At 53.8% G+C, this 14,872-nt stretch carries 13 protein-coding genes; 1 reads left to right on the top strand and 12 read right to left on the bottom strand.

The features are described from left to right. Positions 1-122: 122 nt before the first annotated feature. From ACX36O_RS01620 to ACX36O_RS01675, 12 genes are all read right to left on the bottom strand, one after another. Positions 123-1,313, bottom strand: a complete 1,191-nt coding sequence (locus ACX36O_RS01620; RefSeq protein WP_488359968.1) for a glycosyltransferase family 4 protein — start codon at positions 1,311-1,313, stop codon at positions 123-125. Between the two features lie 11 nt (positions 1,314-1,324). After that, the gene (gene wecB, locus ACX36O_RS01625) at positions 1,325-2,461 is read right to left on the bottom strand and encodes a non-hydrolyzing UDP-N-acetylglucosamine 2-epimerase (RefSeq protein WP_488359969.1); all 1,137 of its coding nucleotides are present in this window, start codon (positions 2,459-2,461) and stop codon (positions 1,325-1,327) included. 27 nt (positions 2,462-2,488) lie between these two features. Then, the gene (wbjC, locus tag ACX36O_RS01630) at positions 2,489-3,616 is read right to left on the bottom strand and encodes a UDP-2-acetamido-2,6-beta-L-arabino-hexul-4-ose reductase (RefSeq protein ID WP_488359970.1); all 1,128 of its coding nucleotides are present in this window, start codon (positions 3,614-3,616) and stop codon (positions 2,489-2,491) included. 4 nt (positions 3,617-3,620) lie between these two features. Continuing rightward, a complete protein-coding gene (locus ACX36O_RS01635; RefSeq protein ID WP_488359971.1) occupies positions 3,621-4,667 on the bottom strand; it encodes a polysaccharide biosynthesis protein in 1,047 nt (348 codons plus the stop codon). 12 nt (positions 4,668-4,679) lie between these two features. Then, positions 4,680-5,846, bottom strand: coding sequence for a glycosyltransferase family 4 protein (locus ACX36O_RS01640; RefSeq protein WP_488359972.1), 1,167 nt, complete (start codon positions 5,844-5,846; stop codon positions 4,680-4,682). A gap of 45 nt (positions 5,847-5,891) precedes the next feature. Beyond that, the gene (locus ACX36O_RS01645; protein WP_488359973.1) at positions 5,892-7,022 is read right to left on the bottom strand and encodes a glycosyltransferase; all 1,131 of its coding nucleotides are present in this window, start codon (positions 7,020-7,022) and stop codon (positions 5,892-5,894) included. Next, positions 7,019-8,401, bottom strand: a complete 1,383-nt coding sequence (locus ACX36O_RS01650; RefSeq protein WP_488359974.1) for a hypothetical protein — start codon at positions 8,399-8,401, stop codon at positions 7,019-7,021. Before ACX36O_RS01650 ends, ACX36O_RS01645 begins: the two co-directional genes overlap by 4 nt. Further along, complete coding sequence (locus ACX36O_RS01655; protein WP_488359975.1) at positions 8,398-8,664, bottom strand: LbetaH domain-containing protein; 267 nt, start codon at positions 8,662-8,664, stop codon at positions 8,398-8,400. Before ACX36O_RS01655 ends, ACX36O_RS01650 begins: the two co-directional genes overlap by 4 nt. Before the next feature lie 279 nt (positions 8,665-8,943). After that, entirely contained in the window at positions 8,944-10,188 is a 1,245-nt protein-coding gene (locus tag ACX36O_RS01660) for an oligosaccharide flippase family protein (protein WP_488359976.1), read from the bottom strand. Between the two features lie 798 nt (positions 10,189-10,986). Beyond that, on the bottom strand, positions 10,987-12,231 hold the full coding sequence (locus ACX36O_RS01665; RefSeq protein WP_488359977.1) for an O-antigen ligase family protein: 1,245 nt from the start codon (positions 12,229-12,231) through the stop codon (positions 10,987-10,989). Then, positions 12,212-12,805, bottom strand: coding sequence for a hypothetical protein (locus tag ACX36O_RS01670; RefSeq protein WP_488359978.1), 594 nt, complete (start codon positions 12,803-12,805; stop codon positions 12,212-12,214). The genes ACX36O_RS01665 and ACX36O_RS01670 overlap by 20 nt, the downstream gene beginning before the upstream one ends. 274 nt (positions 12,806-13,079) lie before the next feature. Then, positions 13,080-13,946 carry a Wzz/FepE/Etk N-terminal domain-containing protein gene (locus ACX36O_RS01675; RefSeq protein WP_488359979.1) on the bottom strand — a complete coding sequence of 289 codons (867 nt, stop codon included), beginning with the start codon at positions 13,944-13,946 and terminating at the stop codon, positions 13,080-13,082. Between the two features lie 242 nt (positions 13,947-14,188). On the opposite strand from ACX36O_RS01675, the gene ACX36O_RS01680 reads away from it, so the two are divergent. After that, positions 14,189-14,863: a response regulator gene (locus ACX36O_RS01680; RefSeq protein ID WP_488359980.1), complete on the top strand. Its 675-nt coding sequence runs from the start codon at positions 14,189-14,191 to the stop codon at positions 14,861-14,863. The last annotated feature ends 9 nt before the right edge of the window (positions 14,864-14,872 follow it).

The raw sequence follows: 14,872 nt of genomic DNA on the forward strand, positions 1-14,872 counted from the left end.
GCGTATGGCTTGAATGGCGATGTATGGCTGGAACAGGGCATCACTCTTTGGGAGAGGCTTTTAGCTATGAGCACTCTTGAATTGGCCTAACCGAGAGATGAAACCAGCAGGGGGGTAAACAGTCAAGTTGACAATCCTGCAGCAATCTGTCTTACAGCTTGCGTCGCAGAAAAGTGTTGCTCAAATAATCGACGACAACGATTAGAAATCTCAGCATCTGTTTCTACTTGTCGAAGCGCAACCTCAGCTAAGGTGTGCAATTCATCGATTTGGTTGCTTTCGCAAACTTGGCCTACTTGTTCGCTGCGTATCATTTGAGCCAAATCGTTCCCGGTGTTGACGTTGGCAAGCACGGGGAGGCCGCTTTGCATATACGTGAGAAATTTTCCGGGAATGTTGTGGGATTTGTGCCTTGGGTCTAGCGCAACGATGCCGACACTACACTGTGCGTAGAGATTGGGGATTTCATCGGGGTGGATCTCGTCAAAAAACACCACATTGTCCAAGTTGCGCGACTGAGCTTCAGCGCGTAGTCGTTGCACATCACTGCCGCGCCCCACGAAAAGAAAGCCCACGTCCTCGCGCTTCTGTAGCTTGCCGGCCAGATCGAGCAGGATGCTCATGCCTTGGGCCACTCCCATATTGCCAGCATACACAAAGACTTTGCGTCCTGCCAAAGGCGTTTGATCCACCCTGATGGTGCATGGAGTTTCCGCAGGCTTGTCCAACCAGTTTTGCAGTACTTCCAATGTGCGCCCGGCGCCTTGCTTCCATTGATCAAAATAGGCTAAGTTGCCAGGTGTTTGCACCCCGATTACGTCAGCCACAGAATATTGGTATCGCGCTACCGCATCAAAAAAGCGATACGGAAGACCCCTGCCCATCAAACCCATGTCAACCGCCCATTCGGGGAAAATATCGCGAATGATGAGGTAAGTCTTGCAGCGGCTAGCCGTCTTTAAGGTGTTGACCAATGGGCCATGGAAGATGGAAGGTGCATACCACACAACACCATCCCATACTTGCTGTGCCAGTGGACTCTTGTACAGATTGCGCCGCATGAAATAAGGCATCAGGAATTCGCCAATTGTGCGACGAACGTAGCCGATGTCCTTTGTCTGCGGCGCGCGCAGGCGCAACACCTGCGCGCCGTCGACGTGTTCCAAGAGCCAAGGGCTATCCAAGCTTGGGGTTGGGAGCATGATGGTGAGTGAGTGTCCCTGCCGAGCAAATTCGCGTGACAAATCGCGAAGTTGCACGGCTGCGGAGTTGCGCAACGGCGGAAAAGAGTCTGCAATCAGTGCAATTTTCATCCGGCGTACCGTCAATATTGCTTCCAGACCACGCGCTTCACATAGTCGGTATAACTATGAATTATGCGCACCACTTTATCGCTTACATTAGGCATGCAGTAATCGGCTACCAAGCGCAGATTGCGTTCCGTGCCACGTAATTGGCCTTGCAGAATGGCCAGACCTTGGCGAACGCGATCGACTTCCAAGCCAACCATCATCACCGCTGCCTCTTCCATGCCTTCGGGCCGTTCGTGCGCCTCGCGGAGGTTCAGCGCCGGGAAGTTGAGGATGGAGGATTCTTCGTTGATTGTGCCGCTATCAGACAGCACCGCTTTTGCCTGCATTTGCAGGTTGACGTAGTCATGAAACCCCAGGGGCTTTAGCAGACGCACCAGCGGGTGAAACTTGGCACCAGTCGCATCCACGCGCTTTTGTGTACGCGGGTGCGTGGATACCACAACCGGCAATCCGTAGTCTTCAGCCACAGCGTTGAGCACTTCCACCAGCTTGGAAAAGCTGCGATCGGATTCGATGTTTTCCTCGCGGTGGGCGCTGACCACGAAGTACCCACCTTCCGTGAGCTGCAGGCGAGAAAGCGCATCCGAGGCCTGTATTTGTGGCATGTAGTGGTGCAGCACTTCATACATCGGGCTGCCGGTCTTGATTACCTGATCCGGTGGCAGCCCTTCGCGCAGCAGGTAGTCGCGAGCAATCGTGCTGTAGGTGAGGTTGATGTCGGCCGTGTGGTCCACAATGCGGCGGTTGGTCTCCTCAGGCACGCGCTGGTCAAAACAGCGGTTGCCGGCCTCCATGTGGAAAATCGGCACTTTACGCCGTTTGGCAGGAATCACCGACAAACAGCTGTTGGTGTCCCCTAGCACCAGCATGGCTTCGGGCTGAACCTGCGCGAGCAAGGCATCCACGGCGGTGATCAGGTTCCCAATCGTGTTGGCTGCACCGGTACTGCCTTCCGCGCTGTTCAGGAAAAAATCGGGCTTGCGTACTCCCAGGTCGTCAAAGAACACCTGGTTGAGTTCGTAGTCGTAGTTCTGGCCGGTATGGACCAGCACATGGTCGCAGTGCTGATCCAGCGCGGCCATGACGCGGGAAAGACGAATGATCTCGGGCCGGGTACCGACCACAGTCATGACTTTCAGTTTTTGCATGGAATAGGGTGTTTATAAGGTTAGACGTTACAGGGGACAAGCATAGGTATCAGGGCGCTGACGATCAAAAATCTCGTTAGCCCACAGCATCACGATCATTTCGTCGGAGCCAATGTTTGTGATGTCATGCGTCCAGCCCGGTACGGTTTCCACGATTTCGGCCTTGTCGCCGCTGGTGCATAGTTCGTGTCTTTCACCAGTCTGCATATGGCGGAACTTGAAACGTGCCTGCCCCTTGATGACCAGAAATTTTTCGGTCTTGGTGTGGTGGTAATGTCCACCACGCGTAATGCCAGGGTGAGCCGTAAAAAACGAGAATTGCCCGCTGTCTTGCGTCTTGAGCATTTCTACAAACACACCTCGGGGATCTCCGTGTTGTGGCACTGCGTAGGTGAAAGACTCCACCGGCAAATAGCTCACATAGGTGGCATACAAGGCGCGCACCAAGCCGGTGCCAACGCGCTCGGTGAGCAGTGTGTTACGGCTGTCTTTGAAGGCCTGAATCAAGCGCGCGAGCTCACCCACGGTAGCGGTATATTGCGGCGCCACGGCAGCAAAGCCTTCTGCATCGAAAGCGCCGTCTGCGCCATCCATCAGTTGGATAAAGCGCTCGATCACGTCATCCACATACACCAGCGTGATAGTGGCAGCTGGGTCGTTGACCTGAATTGGCAAGTCTCGCGCGATGTTATGGCAAAAAGTAGCCACTGCAGAGTTGTAGTTGGGCTTGCACCACTTGCCAAAGACGTTGGGCAGACGAAAGATGTGTACCGGCACCCGGTGGCTGCTAGCGACTGCCTGCAATGCCTGTTCGGCTTGGTGTTTGCTTTGGCCATAGGGATTGTCGCGGGCGGCCTGGATCGAGGAAGTGTAGATCACCGGAATCTTCCTGCCAGTTGCTTCAGCTACAGATGCGATGGCCTGAGCCAGCGCATGCGTGAGGTCGGCATTTCCAGTGGTGAAATCGGCCGGATTTTGGGGGCGGTTGACCCCGGCCAAGTGAAACACGAAATCAACCTGCTGCAGCAACGCAGGCAGCTCGGCTGCGTCATTCGCGCGGGTAAAGCACACGAACTCCACATCCTTGCGTTCGGCCAAGTGTAGTTGGAGGTTCTTGCCCACAAAGCCATTGGCCCCCGTGATAAGCACCTTCATACGGTTACTCCTCTGCTACGGCGTGCTCACCGCGCGCAATGCGCTGCATGAAGTCGAGCTTGAGCAGCAACTGCTTCATCCCTTCGACATCGAGACGCTGGGTGTTGTGGGAGTTGTAATCTTCTTCGTGCTCGGCGCGCGTCAGTTTTTGATCGCCTTGCTCGACGAACTTGGCGTAGTTCAGGTCGCGCCCGTCGGGTGGAACGCGATAGTAGTCGCCCATGTCCACGGCGCACGCCATTTCCTCTCGACTGAGAAGTGCTTCATACAGCTTTTCGCCATGCCGTGTGCCCATGACCTTCACCGGGTGATCTGGCTTGTTCATGACGTCCAAAATAGCCTTGGCCAAGATTTCTACTGTTGCAGCGGGGGCCTTTTGCACAAAAATGTCGCCATTATTGCCGTGTTCGAACGCATACAGCACAAGATCTACCGCATCGGCTAGCGTCATCATGAAGCGGGTCATGCTGGGATCGGTGATTGTGATGGGATTGCCGCTGAATACCTGATCCACGAACAGAGGAATAACTGAGCCGCGCGAGGCCATCACGTTGCCGTATCGCGTACCGCAGATGATCGTACCGGTGCCTTCCAGGTTGCGACTGGCTGCGACCATGACCTTTTCCATCATGGCCTTGCTGATCCCCATGGCGTTGATGGGATAGACGGCCTTGTCAGTGCTCAGGCAAACAACGCGTTTTACGCCGGCCTGAATAGCGGCTTCCAGTACGTTTTCGGTGCCGAGCACGTTGGTGCGAACCGCCTGCATAGGATGAAACTCGCAGGAGGGTACTTGCTTCAATGCAGCGGCATGAAAAACGTAGTCTACGCCCCGCATGGCTGCCTGGACACTGCGTTCGTCACGCACATCGCCGATGTAGAACTTGAGCTTGGCGCTGTTGTAGCGCTTGCGCATGTCGTCTTGTTTTTTCTCATCGCGGCTGAAGATACGAATTTCATTGATCTCTGTAGGCAAAAATTTCTTGAGGACGGCATTGCCGAACGAACCAGTTCCGCCGGTAATCAATAAAGCTTTGTTCTTGAATGGCATTTGTAATTAATCCTAAATTTTTTTGTGAGCGTGTCTGAATAGTGCAATATTAGATTCAATGGCATCGCGTTGCGTGAATTTTTCTTTGGCCCACAATAGTACACGCTTACGCATATCCTTGTACTCCTTTTCGGGCATTTCAGACAAACAATTGAGTGCAGCACTAAATTCATCTGGTGAGCCAAGAGGTAAATCCCAACCGATACCTTGCTCTTTAAGATTTCGCCATGGAGTTGTGTCCGAAATTACGAGTGGAAGAGCGGCGCAAAGGGCTTCTGCAATGACGTGACCGTAATTCTCACCTTTCGTCGGAAGGTAAAAAACGTCGTATTTACTCATAGTTGCTACAACGTCTGCAGGATTTAGGGGGCCTTTATATTCGACGGTAATATGGGTGGGGAGCGTTTCAATCACCCTCTGACACTGCTCCCAATAGGAAATATCTTGTATCGGGCCATATACGTGGTAGATAAAAGGGTGTTTAATATTGCGCGTAGACTCAAGCGCCATGAGAAGGTTTTTTATTGGTGAAATGCGAGATACAAATACTGCGCGCAGCGTGTTCGACTGGCGTTCATGAGAGGGTTCGGCAAAATCTTTGGATCCTATGTCTTCGGCGATACGGATATCTACTTTTGGCCCAAGGGTTTGACTAATATCTCGAAGTTCAAAATCACTCGATGCCTGAAATGTAACTCCATTCTGAAGTTTGAGGAGTTTGAAGGCGGCAATAAAAATACGCTTTTTTATTGGTTTAATTTTTAGTGCGCCACGGGATAATTCTCCCCGAGGTCCCAGCACAATTTTCTTCTTTAAGAATTTGGCTAGCAATAATGGGTAAAAAGAAAAACGCGGAGAAAAGAAGCTATTCAAATAGATAACATCGTAGTTTTTCTCTCTGAGGATATGTGCGATTTGTTTGTAGCCGCGACTGCCGGGTTTTGCGTAAAAGACTGATGCATTGCCTACTTGATTCCACTCTCCACAGACAATCGAGGAGTAGGGGGCGCTATCGCCAAGATCTCGGTCATTGGTGACGAGCTGAAAAGAAATTTCTTTATCCGTCTGCTCTATCAAGTTCTTTATAGTCTTTATAGGGCCGCCACCTTTGTAACCAGGCAAGAAAACGTCGGAGAACGCCAATATCTTAAGGGGCTCGTTAGGTGATAAGTCAGACATATGTTGGTTGGCTTGCAAAAGGGTTGTAACTGGAACGTATGTGACTCAAGTGGTTTGATGCGCATTGTGCCAAGGCGGAACAGGTCTCTCCCGCACGCCCGCACGGTGCTCAAGCAATTCTTGCAAGTATTCAGCGCCGGCCTGCGCCCCCAAGCTGGTGGCCCATTGAGCGAGTGCGGTGCGCATTAGCCCGTTCACACGACCCCTATCCACAGCCTGTTGCAACAAGTTGGTTAGTTCCATCCCGTTTCCAGCTCTGAATACCCCCCCGATTCCGCTAGCTCGAACTACCTCGGCCGAGCCGCACGAGTCACTGCAGATCGCAGGAGTTCCCGCCATTAGTGCCTCTGATACCACAGCGCCCCAACCGTCATGGCGGCTGGGTAGCACTAGGCAATCAGCCTGGCTCAGGTGTTTTGGCACCGCTGTAATAGACATCTGTCCCATCCAACGAACCCTATTCGATAAACGGGCGTGGGCCAAGTCTTGCAATTCCTGCTCCAGCGGCCCGGATCCAATCACAGTGAGTTCGAATTCGCGATGGAGCTCGCTCAGCGAGGTGATCAGGAGGTCAACGCGTTTTCTTTCAATGAACTGCCCGACATAGATAAATCGGAATGCTTGCCCTTCAGTATCTACCGTCGTATCTTCCGCCATTCCATCCGGCAAAAAGTAGGCAAATGGAAACACATTCTCGTGCGCCACACCACGCGCCACGACCCAAGTGGGCGTTAGTGCACCTGTTGCGAGGACCCCGTCCAAATGTGGTCGTGCTTTAGCGAATAATCGGCGGTATTCGAAACGCTTGATGATCCCTCTCCAACCGGTATCCTCTACCGTTTCCATCACCACCCACTGACGCAGGCGACGCTCTGCGAGCGCGGTCTGGGCAACGCTTACAAGACCATTGCCTCTAATACCCTGACAGATGTGAATGGAGAGTGGCGGCGCTCGCTCTACGAGTTTACGCACTGCTTCTTTACTTGGTGCTAGTTCAAGCTGCGCCGGAACAAGGTCAGGTGGCCCCCAACCTTGGAGCGCTCGGTCTTCTGTCATAGGTTGCTCAGCCACATACACGACCTGGCACCCTCGCTTCGCGAGGGCTGAAGCGAGCCCAGCCATGTGCGGACTGACGATGCGTTGCCAAAACCAGACAGAGAAAACATCTTGCTTCATCTCAATGTCCCTTTCGTTTGTCCAGCGGAAAATATCCAGCCAATCAAAACTAGCGAAAGCAATCCAAGGCCACCAGGTGAAAACAAGGTAGATTCACCCAGGTTGAGCAACAGCGTCGTTATCGCCACTGCGAGAGGTGTTACTCCCCCGCGTGCTCCTCGACTGAGTAGCATTAAAATCCAAGCAATAACGCCAATCGATCCGATCAAACCTACCTCCTCCCATACTGCAAGGGGGAGCACACCTTTCTCGACCGCAGCGCCGGTGGGCAAGCCAAGTAGTGGATCACGCGTGACTTCCATTTCGTCGGCTTGCGATGCAATACCGAAACCTATCCCGAAAAACGGATCGACTTCGATATTTTCCCACATCGGGTCCATCAAGATCCCGCGCGAGTTTTTATACGCATCTACGAGATCTGTTATTGAGGCCCTTCCGCTCTTCGAAAGATAGCTTGCAGCAATGTCTGCAAGTTTTGGCGCAGCTAATGTGGAAACAATTAGCACTATAGTGCCGGCAAGGAACAATCGACGACTCCGCAAACCCGGTAGCACATCCTTCACGCTTCGTCCCGACAATGCCGGCGCTGTGAGCACGGCAAGAAAAATTCCTAGAACTAACGCCAAGCCCGCGGTACGCGCTTCTGAGAACACAATCATGGCAAGACAGGTGCCAAGGACAACAAAGGTCCACCACGAAGGCCGGGGGCTCGAAAAAAGCCGACTCGCAGCCCAGGCCCCGAGCAAAGCCATGGTTGGTCCAAAAGCTTGCGGTTGATTTAGCACACCTTGAAAACCCGTGCCATTTGTTAGGTAGCCCAAAGGTATCGCAATGAGAGGGAAGCTTACCAGCATCAAAACGATGAGCCCTGCAAAAATCTGCTGTGATAGGATTTCGCGCTCATCCGCACGCAAGCCAGACCAAGCAGATATCAAAGTAGTCATCGTCAAGGTCCAAGAGACGGCTTTTAGTAGCGAAACATCGATCATCGGGCTGAAGAAAAAAGCATGAACGATGAAGAAACCACCTAGGACAAGTGTTACGAACGTTGCCAGTTGAATACGAATGCCGTCACGGAAGAGCTCGCTACGGCTCAGTACCGAAAGTGCCGCAGCGAAAATTACCGCATATCTACCCATACTTGAAGCCGTAGCGGGGGGGGCGATCCCAGGACTGATCATTGTGAAAAACCAGGACACAGCAAGCGCTTGTATAGCATGTGTACGGCCAGCCAGTGCGTAGCCCGCGATAACCAGATAGCTGAGATTCGCAGTAGGCGTTGAAGCGATACGCATGGCCAGAGCCAACCCAAGCAGCAAGAACGAGACACCAAACGCTTTGAAGCGTATTGGCCCGAGTGTTGTGTGATATCTCATCATGCTTTACTCGCTTGTATTGACTCAATAGTTCCGACTTCAGAAGCGGGATGCCGTCCGATAATGTGACTTGGCACTCCGCCTACCACGCAGTGGTCTGGTACGTCATCTTGTACCAAAGAGCCCGCTGCAATCATGCTGCATTTAGTGATGGTAATTCCACGTAAAATTGTCGCTGAAGCACCAATCCAAATACCGTCTTCGATCTGTATAGGTAAAGAATAACCGAGGCCTGCAGCACGACCCGGAGTTTGTAAAAAGTTCATGTGTGCCGGTGACTATGCTGACTCCCGGCGCGATATCGACGTTTCGTCCGATTGAAACGCTAGCATCCCCGCCTACGATGAGTGCCTCATGCCCGATCCAGGTGCCGTCACCGATTGATAAGCTACCGCTTAGAAAGAAACGTGCGCTGGAAATAACTCGTACGTTCGAGCCGACAGTCGCGCCCGCCCACCTCAGCAGCAAAGCCTTAAGTTTGAAAAAACGCGTTGCGGGTAAACTAGCGAAAACAGCATGGACGATATGCAATCTGCCGGACTTCATCAAACGACTCCCCTTTTCCTACCAATGCTCACAGTAAGAACTGCTAGTGCTAAAGAGGAAAACCCAAGTGCCAAAGCGCCACCCCAGGCGCCTTGTTCGTCGACCGCCATAGCGGTAACTACGATCAAGCTGAACCAAAGAAGAGTCATCAAGAACCATACCCGCTGCCCTTCTGCTATGACGATCGCATTACCCACCGTGTTGACCGGTGCTGACGGAATTGCTGCAACAAGAAACGCTCCAAGTAGCCACTTGTCAACTTCATAAGAAGATCCATAAAACTTAATCAGCCACGGGCTTAGGGTAAATCCGCCGACAGACACAACACTTGCGGCCACCAAGGTCACTACTGCGCCTCTACGTACCAACTCTCGGCTGCCATTCTGATGCAACTGCAAGCGCGAGCGGACGAGTCGAGGTAGCAGGACGCGGGAAACCGTTCCAGGAATGAACAAGGCCAGTGCGTACCACTGCAAACCGATCGCGTATAGCGCGAAGCCGTGTTCGCCGGCTGGGCCGGTAAGAATGATTCGACCAACGACCCATGAACCAGAGGCGGCAAGCAGCGATACACCCAACATTGGGCCCGCAAAACTAAGGACGTTTCGAAGTTCTGGACGACCCATGCGCGCATGCCGGACAAGTTTGTGCCAGCCGACTTCGCGCAATACCACTATCGTGTTGCCAGTAGATTGAATCAGGCTTGAAACCACAAAGGCTGCCATTGCAGCGACGGCAGAACCGGAGAAGCCGGCAAAAATAGCGCCGAAGATCAACACCATTGCCGAAGCACCGGCAGTCAAAGTCGCTGCCGAATATCGCTCCAACCCCACAATACCGCCGCTGGGAACAACGTCCAATCCCATTGCAAAGACGCCAAGTGCTAGTAGCCAACGTGGAACGCCCAACCCGCCATCCATCCAGTTAGCTGGAAGTAAGAGGACTGCAAGCGCAAATGCAAAACCTACAATAATCGACAGTATCCAGAGGGTGCCAATTGGGGGCATCTTGGCATCTTCGACGTGCCCGCTTTCAGCAAAAAATCGTGAAGCGGTGACACCAAGACCCATTGCAGCGTAGGCTGCAAGCATAGAAACTGTTAATTGAAAGTAGCTGTAAGCTGCAAATGAGTTTGTATCGAGGGTGCGTGCAAGCAGGATCGCGGCAACAACGAGGCTGCCACGGCCTAGTATGTGGGCGACGGTCGACCAAATTACATTACCAGCGATTGTGTTAAGACGCATATATATGCCTCTTTATAGTTTTCCACAGGCGAGCGATATTTAATGACTCTGAATTGCTCACAGAAGAGGGTGGATCCGCTTCGGAAGGTTGCATGTGTTTCAGCGGATCTTGCGCGAGCGGCCGTTCGCCATAATCTATGGATGGTTGAGGCAAATTTCCGTTCACTTAAATTTGCATTTTCTGTAGAAAATGATTGTAGACCTCTGCCAGAGTAAGCTCCGTGCCGTTGGTCGTAGAAATCTGTCATTAATGTCCCAATTTTCTTTTTTCAGTGCTTCATATTCCTCCATCTTCCATTTTAAGAGCCGGTTATAATTATGGCGCAGCCTCCTCGGCAACGCCGCTGGGCGTCAAAACATACACATAACCAATTTGTTCTTGGAGCGAGCGAAATTCTGCATCTTGACCCAGCTTTTTTGGATCGGGGCGCTTGGTACTAGTTCAAGTTCACACTGCCCACACTAGCCCCCATTGGGCGGGCCAGTTCGCGTTGAGTCATGTCAGGCTTGTCCTGTGCAGACTTCCACAAGCGCGATACAGAGCTTGCTACATTTTGACATACGTTGATCTCCGGTGGTTAGGTACGACCCGCCATCCTCCCCGAAGGGTCGCCACCTCCGCTCGCATAGAAACCCTGTTTACTAATGATATCTAGCAGGACGAAGGCGCGTCTCTCGGCGTCAGTGGTTTGGGTAGCTGGCTTTCCACCAGCAATTGGCCTCTGGGATGATGTGATTGAGCTTACACAGCCATTTCATCAAAGCTCATCCCACCCATTCAGTGTGAATCATATGTACTTATGCGCTTCGATTGTCCCCGTTTAGTGTTCCCCATAAAAGAATCGATGTGTAAACATACATCATGGTTCCGCTATTGTGAGGAAGGAATGATTGGGTCAAGCCATATGCAGCATATGCAAGTGGTATAACCATTCCCGCCATGCTTAGCGCGCGCGCCCGCGAATTCATGCTGTTCTTTAAACGGTTGCTAAAAGCAAAAAAAGGTGCAAAATAAGCGAGCAACAGGATGATTAAACCAGCCGTTCCACGTTTAGAAGCTGCATCCAGGAGTTCGTTGTGCGGATGGTTGAATTCTGCCAGTATGGGGTCGAGACGCTTTTCATCAATCGCCTTCCTTTTTTCTGTCATGTAACCTAACTGGGTCCATCCAGACAGTGGTTTTGCGCGATACAGATCCCATCCAAATTGCCACATCTGTAAGCGTGCCCCTACCGAGGTGTTTGCAATATTGTTGATCGAGTAGCTATTTACCTCTTTTTTAATAAGCAGTATCCGCTCCTTCATAGCCAATTGAGGGATCTGAAGCACTGCAAAGCCGGCAGCGGTGCCTATGAGCGTAATCGCCAAGACACTGCGCCAGTTGCCTGCAAAGGCCAGGTAGGCCAGAAACAGGCCAGCGAGCAGGATGAGCGCCAGCCAGCCACCGCGAGAACCCGACAAAAAGCTCGCAAATAGCCCACCGAGGAACCCTGCAAGCAGCCATCCACGCCATAGAGTTTTTTGACGGGAAGGCACCAGCCATCCGCATAACGCCATCATCCCCAGCAGAAGCGCCAGGTTTCCAAACTGGATGGCGTTAGTGAAGCCCTGGGCCCGAAACCAGCCGGCCCGAAAAGCCTCGAGGGAGTTGAATGCCTGATAGACAGCTACCGATGCCGCTCCGATGGCGCCCACAACCAGCCCATGCCAGAGCCAGCGCGCTTGCGGCGGTCGTTTGGCCAAATAGAACAGACAGGGAAGCGTCAGCAGAATCTTGAGCGGTTTTTCGAGTGCCGATCCCCGCTCCCCACTCAGCCAGCCATCAACAAGCCAGCTAAGGGCCAGCAGCGCAAAGCTGCCATACATCCACCAGACTTCCTTGGGCAGCGATACCTTGCCCCACCACAAGCGGATGTTGACCAAGCTGACAATGATCAAGAGCGCTGGCGCATAGCTATACCCGCTCGGAAGCACCAAGGATAATGCCGGCAGCAGAAAAAGAGCCGCGCTGCTCCAGAAATGATCAGGCAACCGTGCTGGCATTATTCACCTTTTGAGCTGTCCTATCTCTGTACGTCCGCCAAGCAGGTAGCATAAAGCCAAGCAACGCACCCAGCGTAGCTCCCAGTGCGATCCCGCCAGTCAAGAGAAGCGGTTTGTTGGGCGATACCGGACCAACAAGACCCGCGGGCTCGATAAGGCCCGTGGCGTTCTGGCTCACCGCCTGCCTGCGATCCTCCTCCATTACACGTTCCACGGTTTTCTCGATCAGGGGTTTGTGGCGCTCGGATAACAGATTGGCCGTCGTGTTCACTGTGGCGAGAGCTGCTGCGGGAACAGCCGCGCGTGCGCTGATCTGCAGGTAGTTGTCCGACTTTTTAACCTCCTTGTAGGATGCAGCTACTGTGTCAAAAACGCCGGGGTGAGTTTTCTGCAGTTGCCTGGCGACGTCCTGTTGAAAACCCTTGCTCTGCATGCGCGCGATAGTTTCGGGGACTGTTTCGGCCAGTATTGTCACGCCGACCGGGGTACCCGGCATTGCGGAAGTCGTGCCCGGCTTGAGGCCCACGGTAACATCAACAGGCGCAAGCCGCACAATGCCGCTTGCCTCACTCATACTGGGGAGTAATCAGTTGGCACAACGCCAGTCCGGCGCCAGCTCCGAGTACGGCGCCTGCAGTCCACCAACGCCAGCGGCGCAGGAATTGGTCCAGCAATTGCATTGGATCCATCTCGTCGCTGAAGCCAGGACCTTGTGGGGGCTGGAAGTCGTTGGGCACTTGTGTCATGGAGAATTTGGCTATAGATGCAGCCCGTTATTTTGCCACTGTATTCGGCTGGTCAATACCTCGTTCAAGAGCGCCCCAAGCGCAGGCCTTTGCGTAGACAAGTCAGTCAGTGGTTGCGGTCATTTTCTTGCGCTCATGCAGAAAGCTGCGCCATGCAGGCAGTCCGAATCCAAGCAAGGTGCCGATTGCGCCACCCAGTACCAAACCCGCCAACACCAGCAACTGCTTCTTGGGAGAGACAGGGCGTTCCGAAACTCCCACAGGCTCCACCAGTTCGGTGCTCCGCGTGGTGGGGGAGAGTCTGGAGTTTTCCAAATCCAGCAGTTTCTGGCGCAAGCCTGCAAGCGTTCCTGCTTCGCTCATGCGCGCAAGCTCCAGATAGGCTCCGTCTTTGGAGGATCGCGGCTTCAGGATGTTTTGTACCGAGCCCTGTTGGGCTTCCAGGGCCGCCAGGTTCTTTCGGGCAAGGTCAATGCTGCGAGAGACTTGGGCCAGGCGCTCCTGCATGAGGGGTTGCTGCCGCTCCTTCAGCACTTCGAGCGCGGTGGTAATCACGGCGTGGCCCAGCGCAGGACTGCCGGCCTGTATGGAGATGGCAAGATAATTGCTAGCATCCTTCAGTGGTTTCAAAACGGATTTGGCGGCCAACGCCTTGACCCAGGTCTCTTTCTGTGCTGGCGCCAGTTGACCCCGCTGGACAAGACGGTTTGCCACTTCTTCGCGGAACGCCAGGGTTTGCATGCGCACAATGGTTTCGGGTACCGTTTCAACCGGGCTGGCTACCTGAGCTATTTGTACAACCCCATTGGCTTCGTATTTTGGCGGAATGACCAATGCTGCCGCGGTGCCCAGAACGCCCCCCGCCAATGCGCCGCCCAGCCACCAACGCCACTGCAGCAAGAATTGGTGGATCAGTTCAAGGAGATTGATTTCATCGTCTGGTGATGGAGTGGACGGGCGCTGGTTCATGGGTGTCAATGTGTGCATCACCGCGCAGTATGACCCCGAAATCTGGGGGGAGTGTGACGCCCATGCAAGTGTTTGATACCCTCTGTGAACCTTGCCTCATTTTGTAAAAATACATGAAAATCAAAGGCTTGGAAGAAAGTTTGGTCGGTGCTCGTTTCCGCGTATAAAGGTGTTATGGCGCTGCGTTGATCCATCGGCTGCTTCATAATGGCATGCATGATTGAATTGCAAGGAGGGCACCTATGCGACTGTTGCTGGTAGAAGATGACCAGATGCTGGCCGATGGCATCAAGCAGGGCCTGTCGTCCGCCGGCGGCTATGTGGTGGATGCCGTGGGCAGTGCCGAGTCGGCGCTCGATGCCATGACCTCCGACACCTTCGACGCCGCCATCATCGACGTGGGCCTGCCCGGCATGAACGGCATGGAGCTGACCGAGCGCATGCGCGAACGCGGCCAGACCATGCCCGTGCTGATGCTCACCGCACGCGATGCCCTGCAGGACCGCGTGCAGGGCCTGGATGCCGGCGCCGATGACTACATGGTCAAGCCCTTCGAGTTGCCCGAGCTGCTGGCACGCCTGCGCGCGCTGCTGCGCCGCTCGCAGGCCGCTACCACCTCGGTGCTCACGCTGGGCCCGATCGCGCTCGATACCGCCGCCCACCAGGTCACCGCCGATGGTCAGCCACTCGACGTCGGCCCGCGCGAGTGGACGGTGCTGCAATACCTGATGCTGCACGCGCCCAAGCCGGTCAGCAAGGAAAAGCTGCTGCAGGCGCTCACCGGCTGGGACAAGGAAATCACCCTCAACGCGGTCGAGGTCTACATCTCGCGCCTGCGCGCCAAGCTCGAGCCGCACGGTATTGCATTGCGCTCGATTCGGGGGTTTGGCTACCGTATTGAACAGAAGGCGGCTTGATGCATCAGG

The organism is Brachymonas sp. KE5 (genome assembly GCF_057773645.1).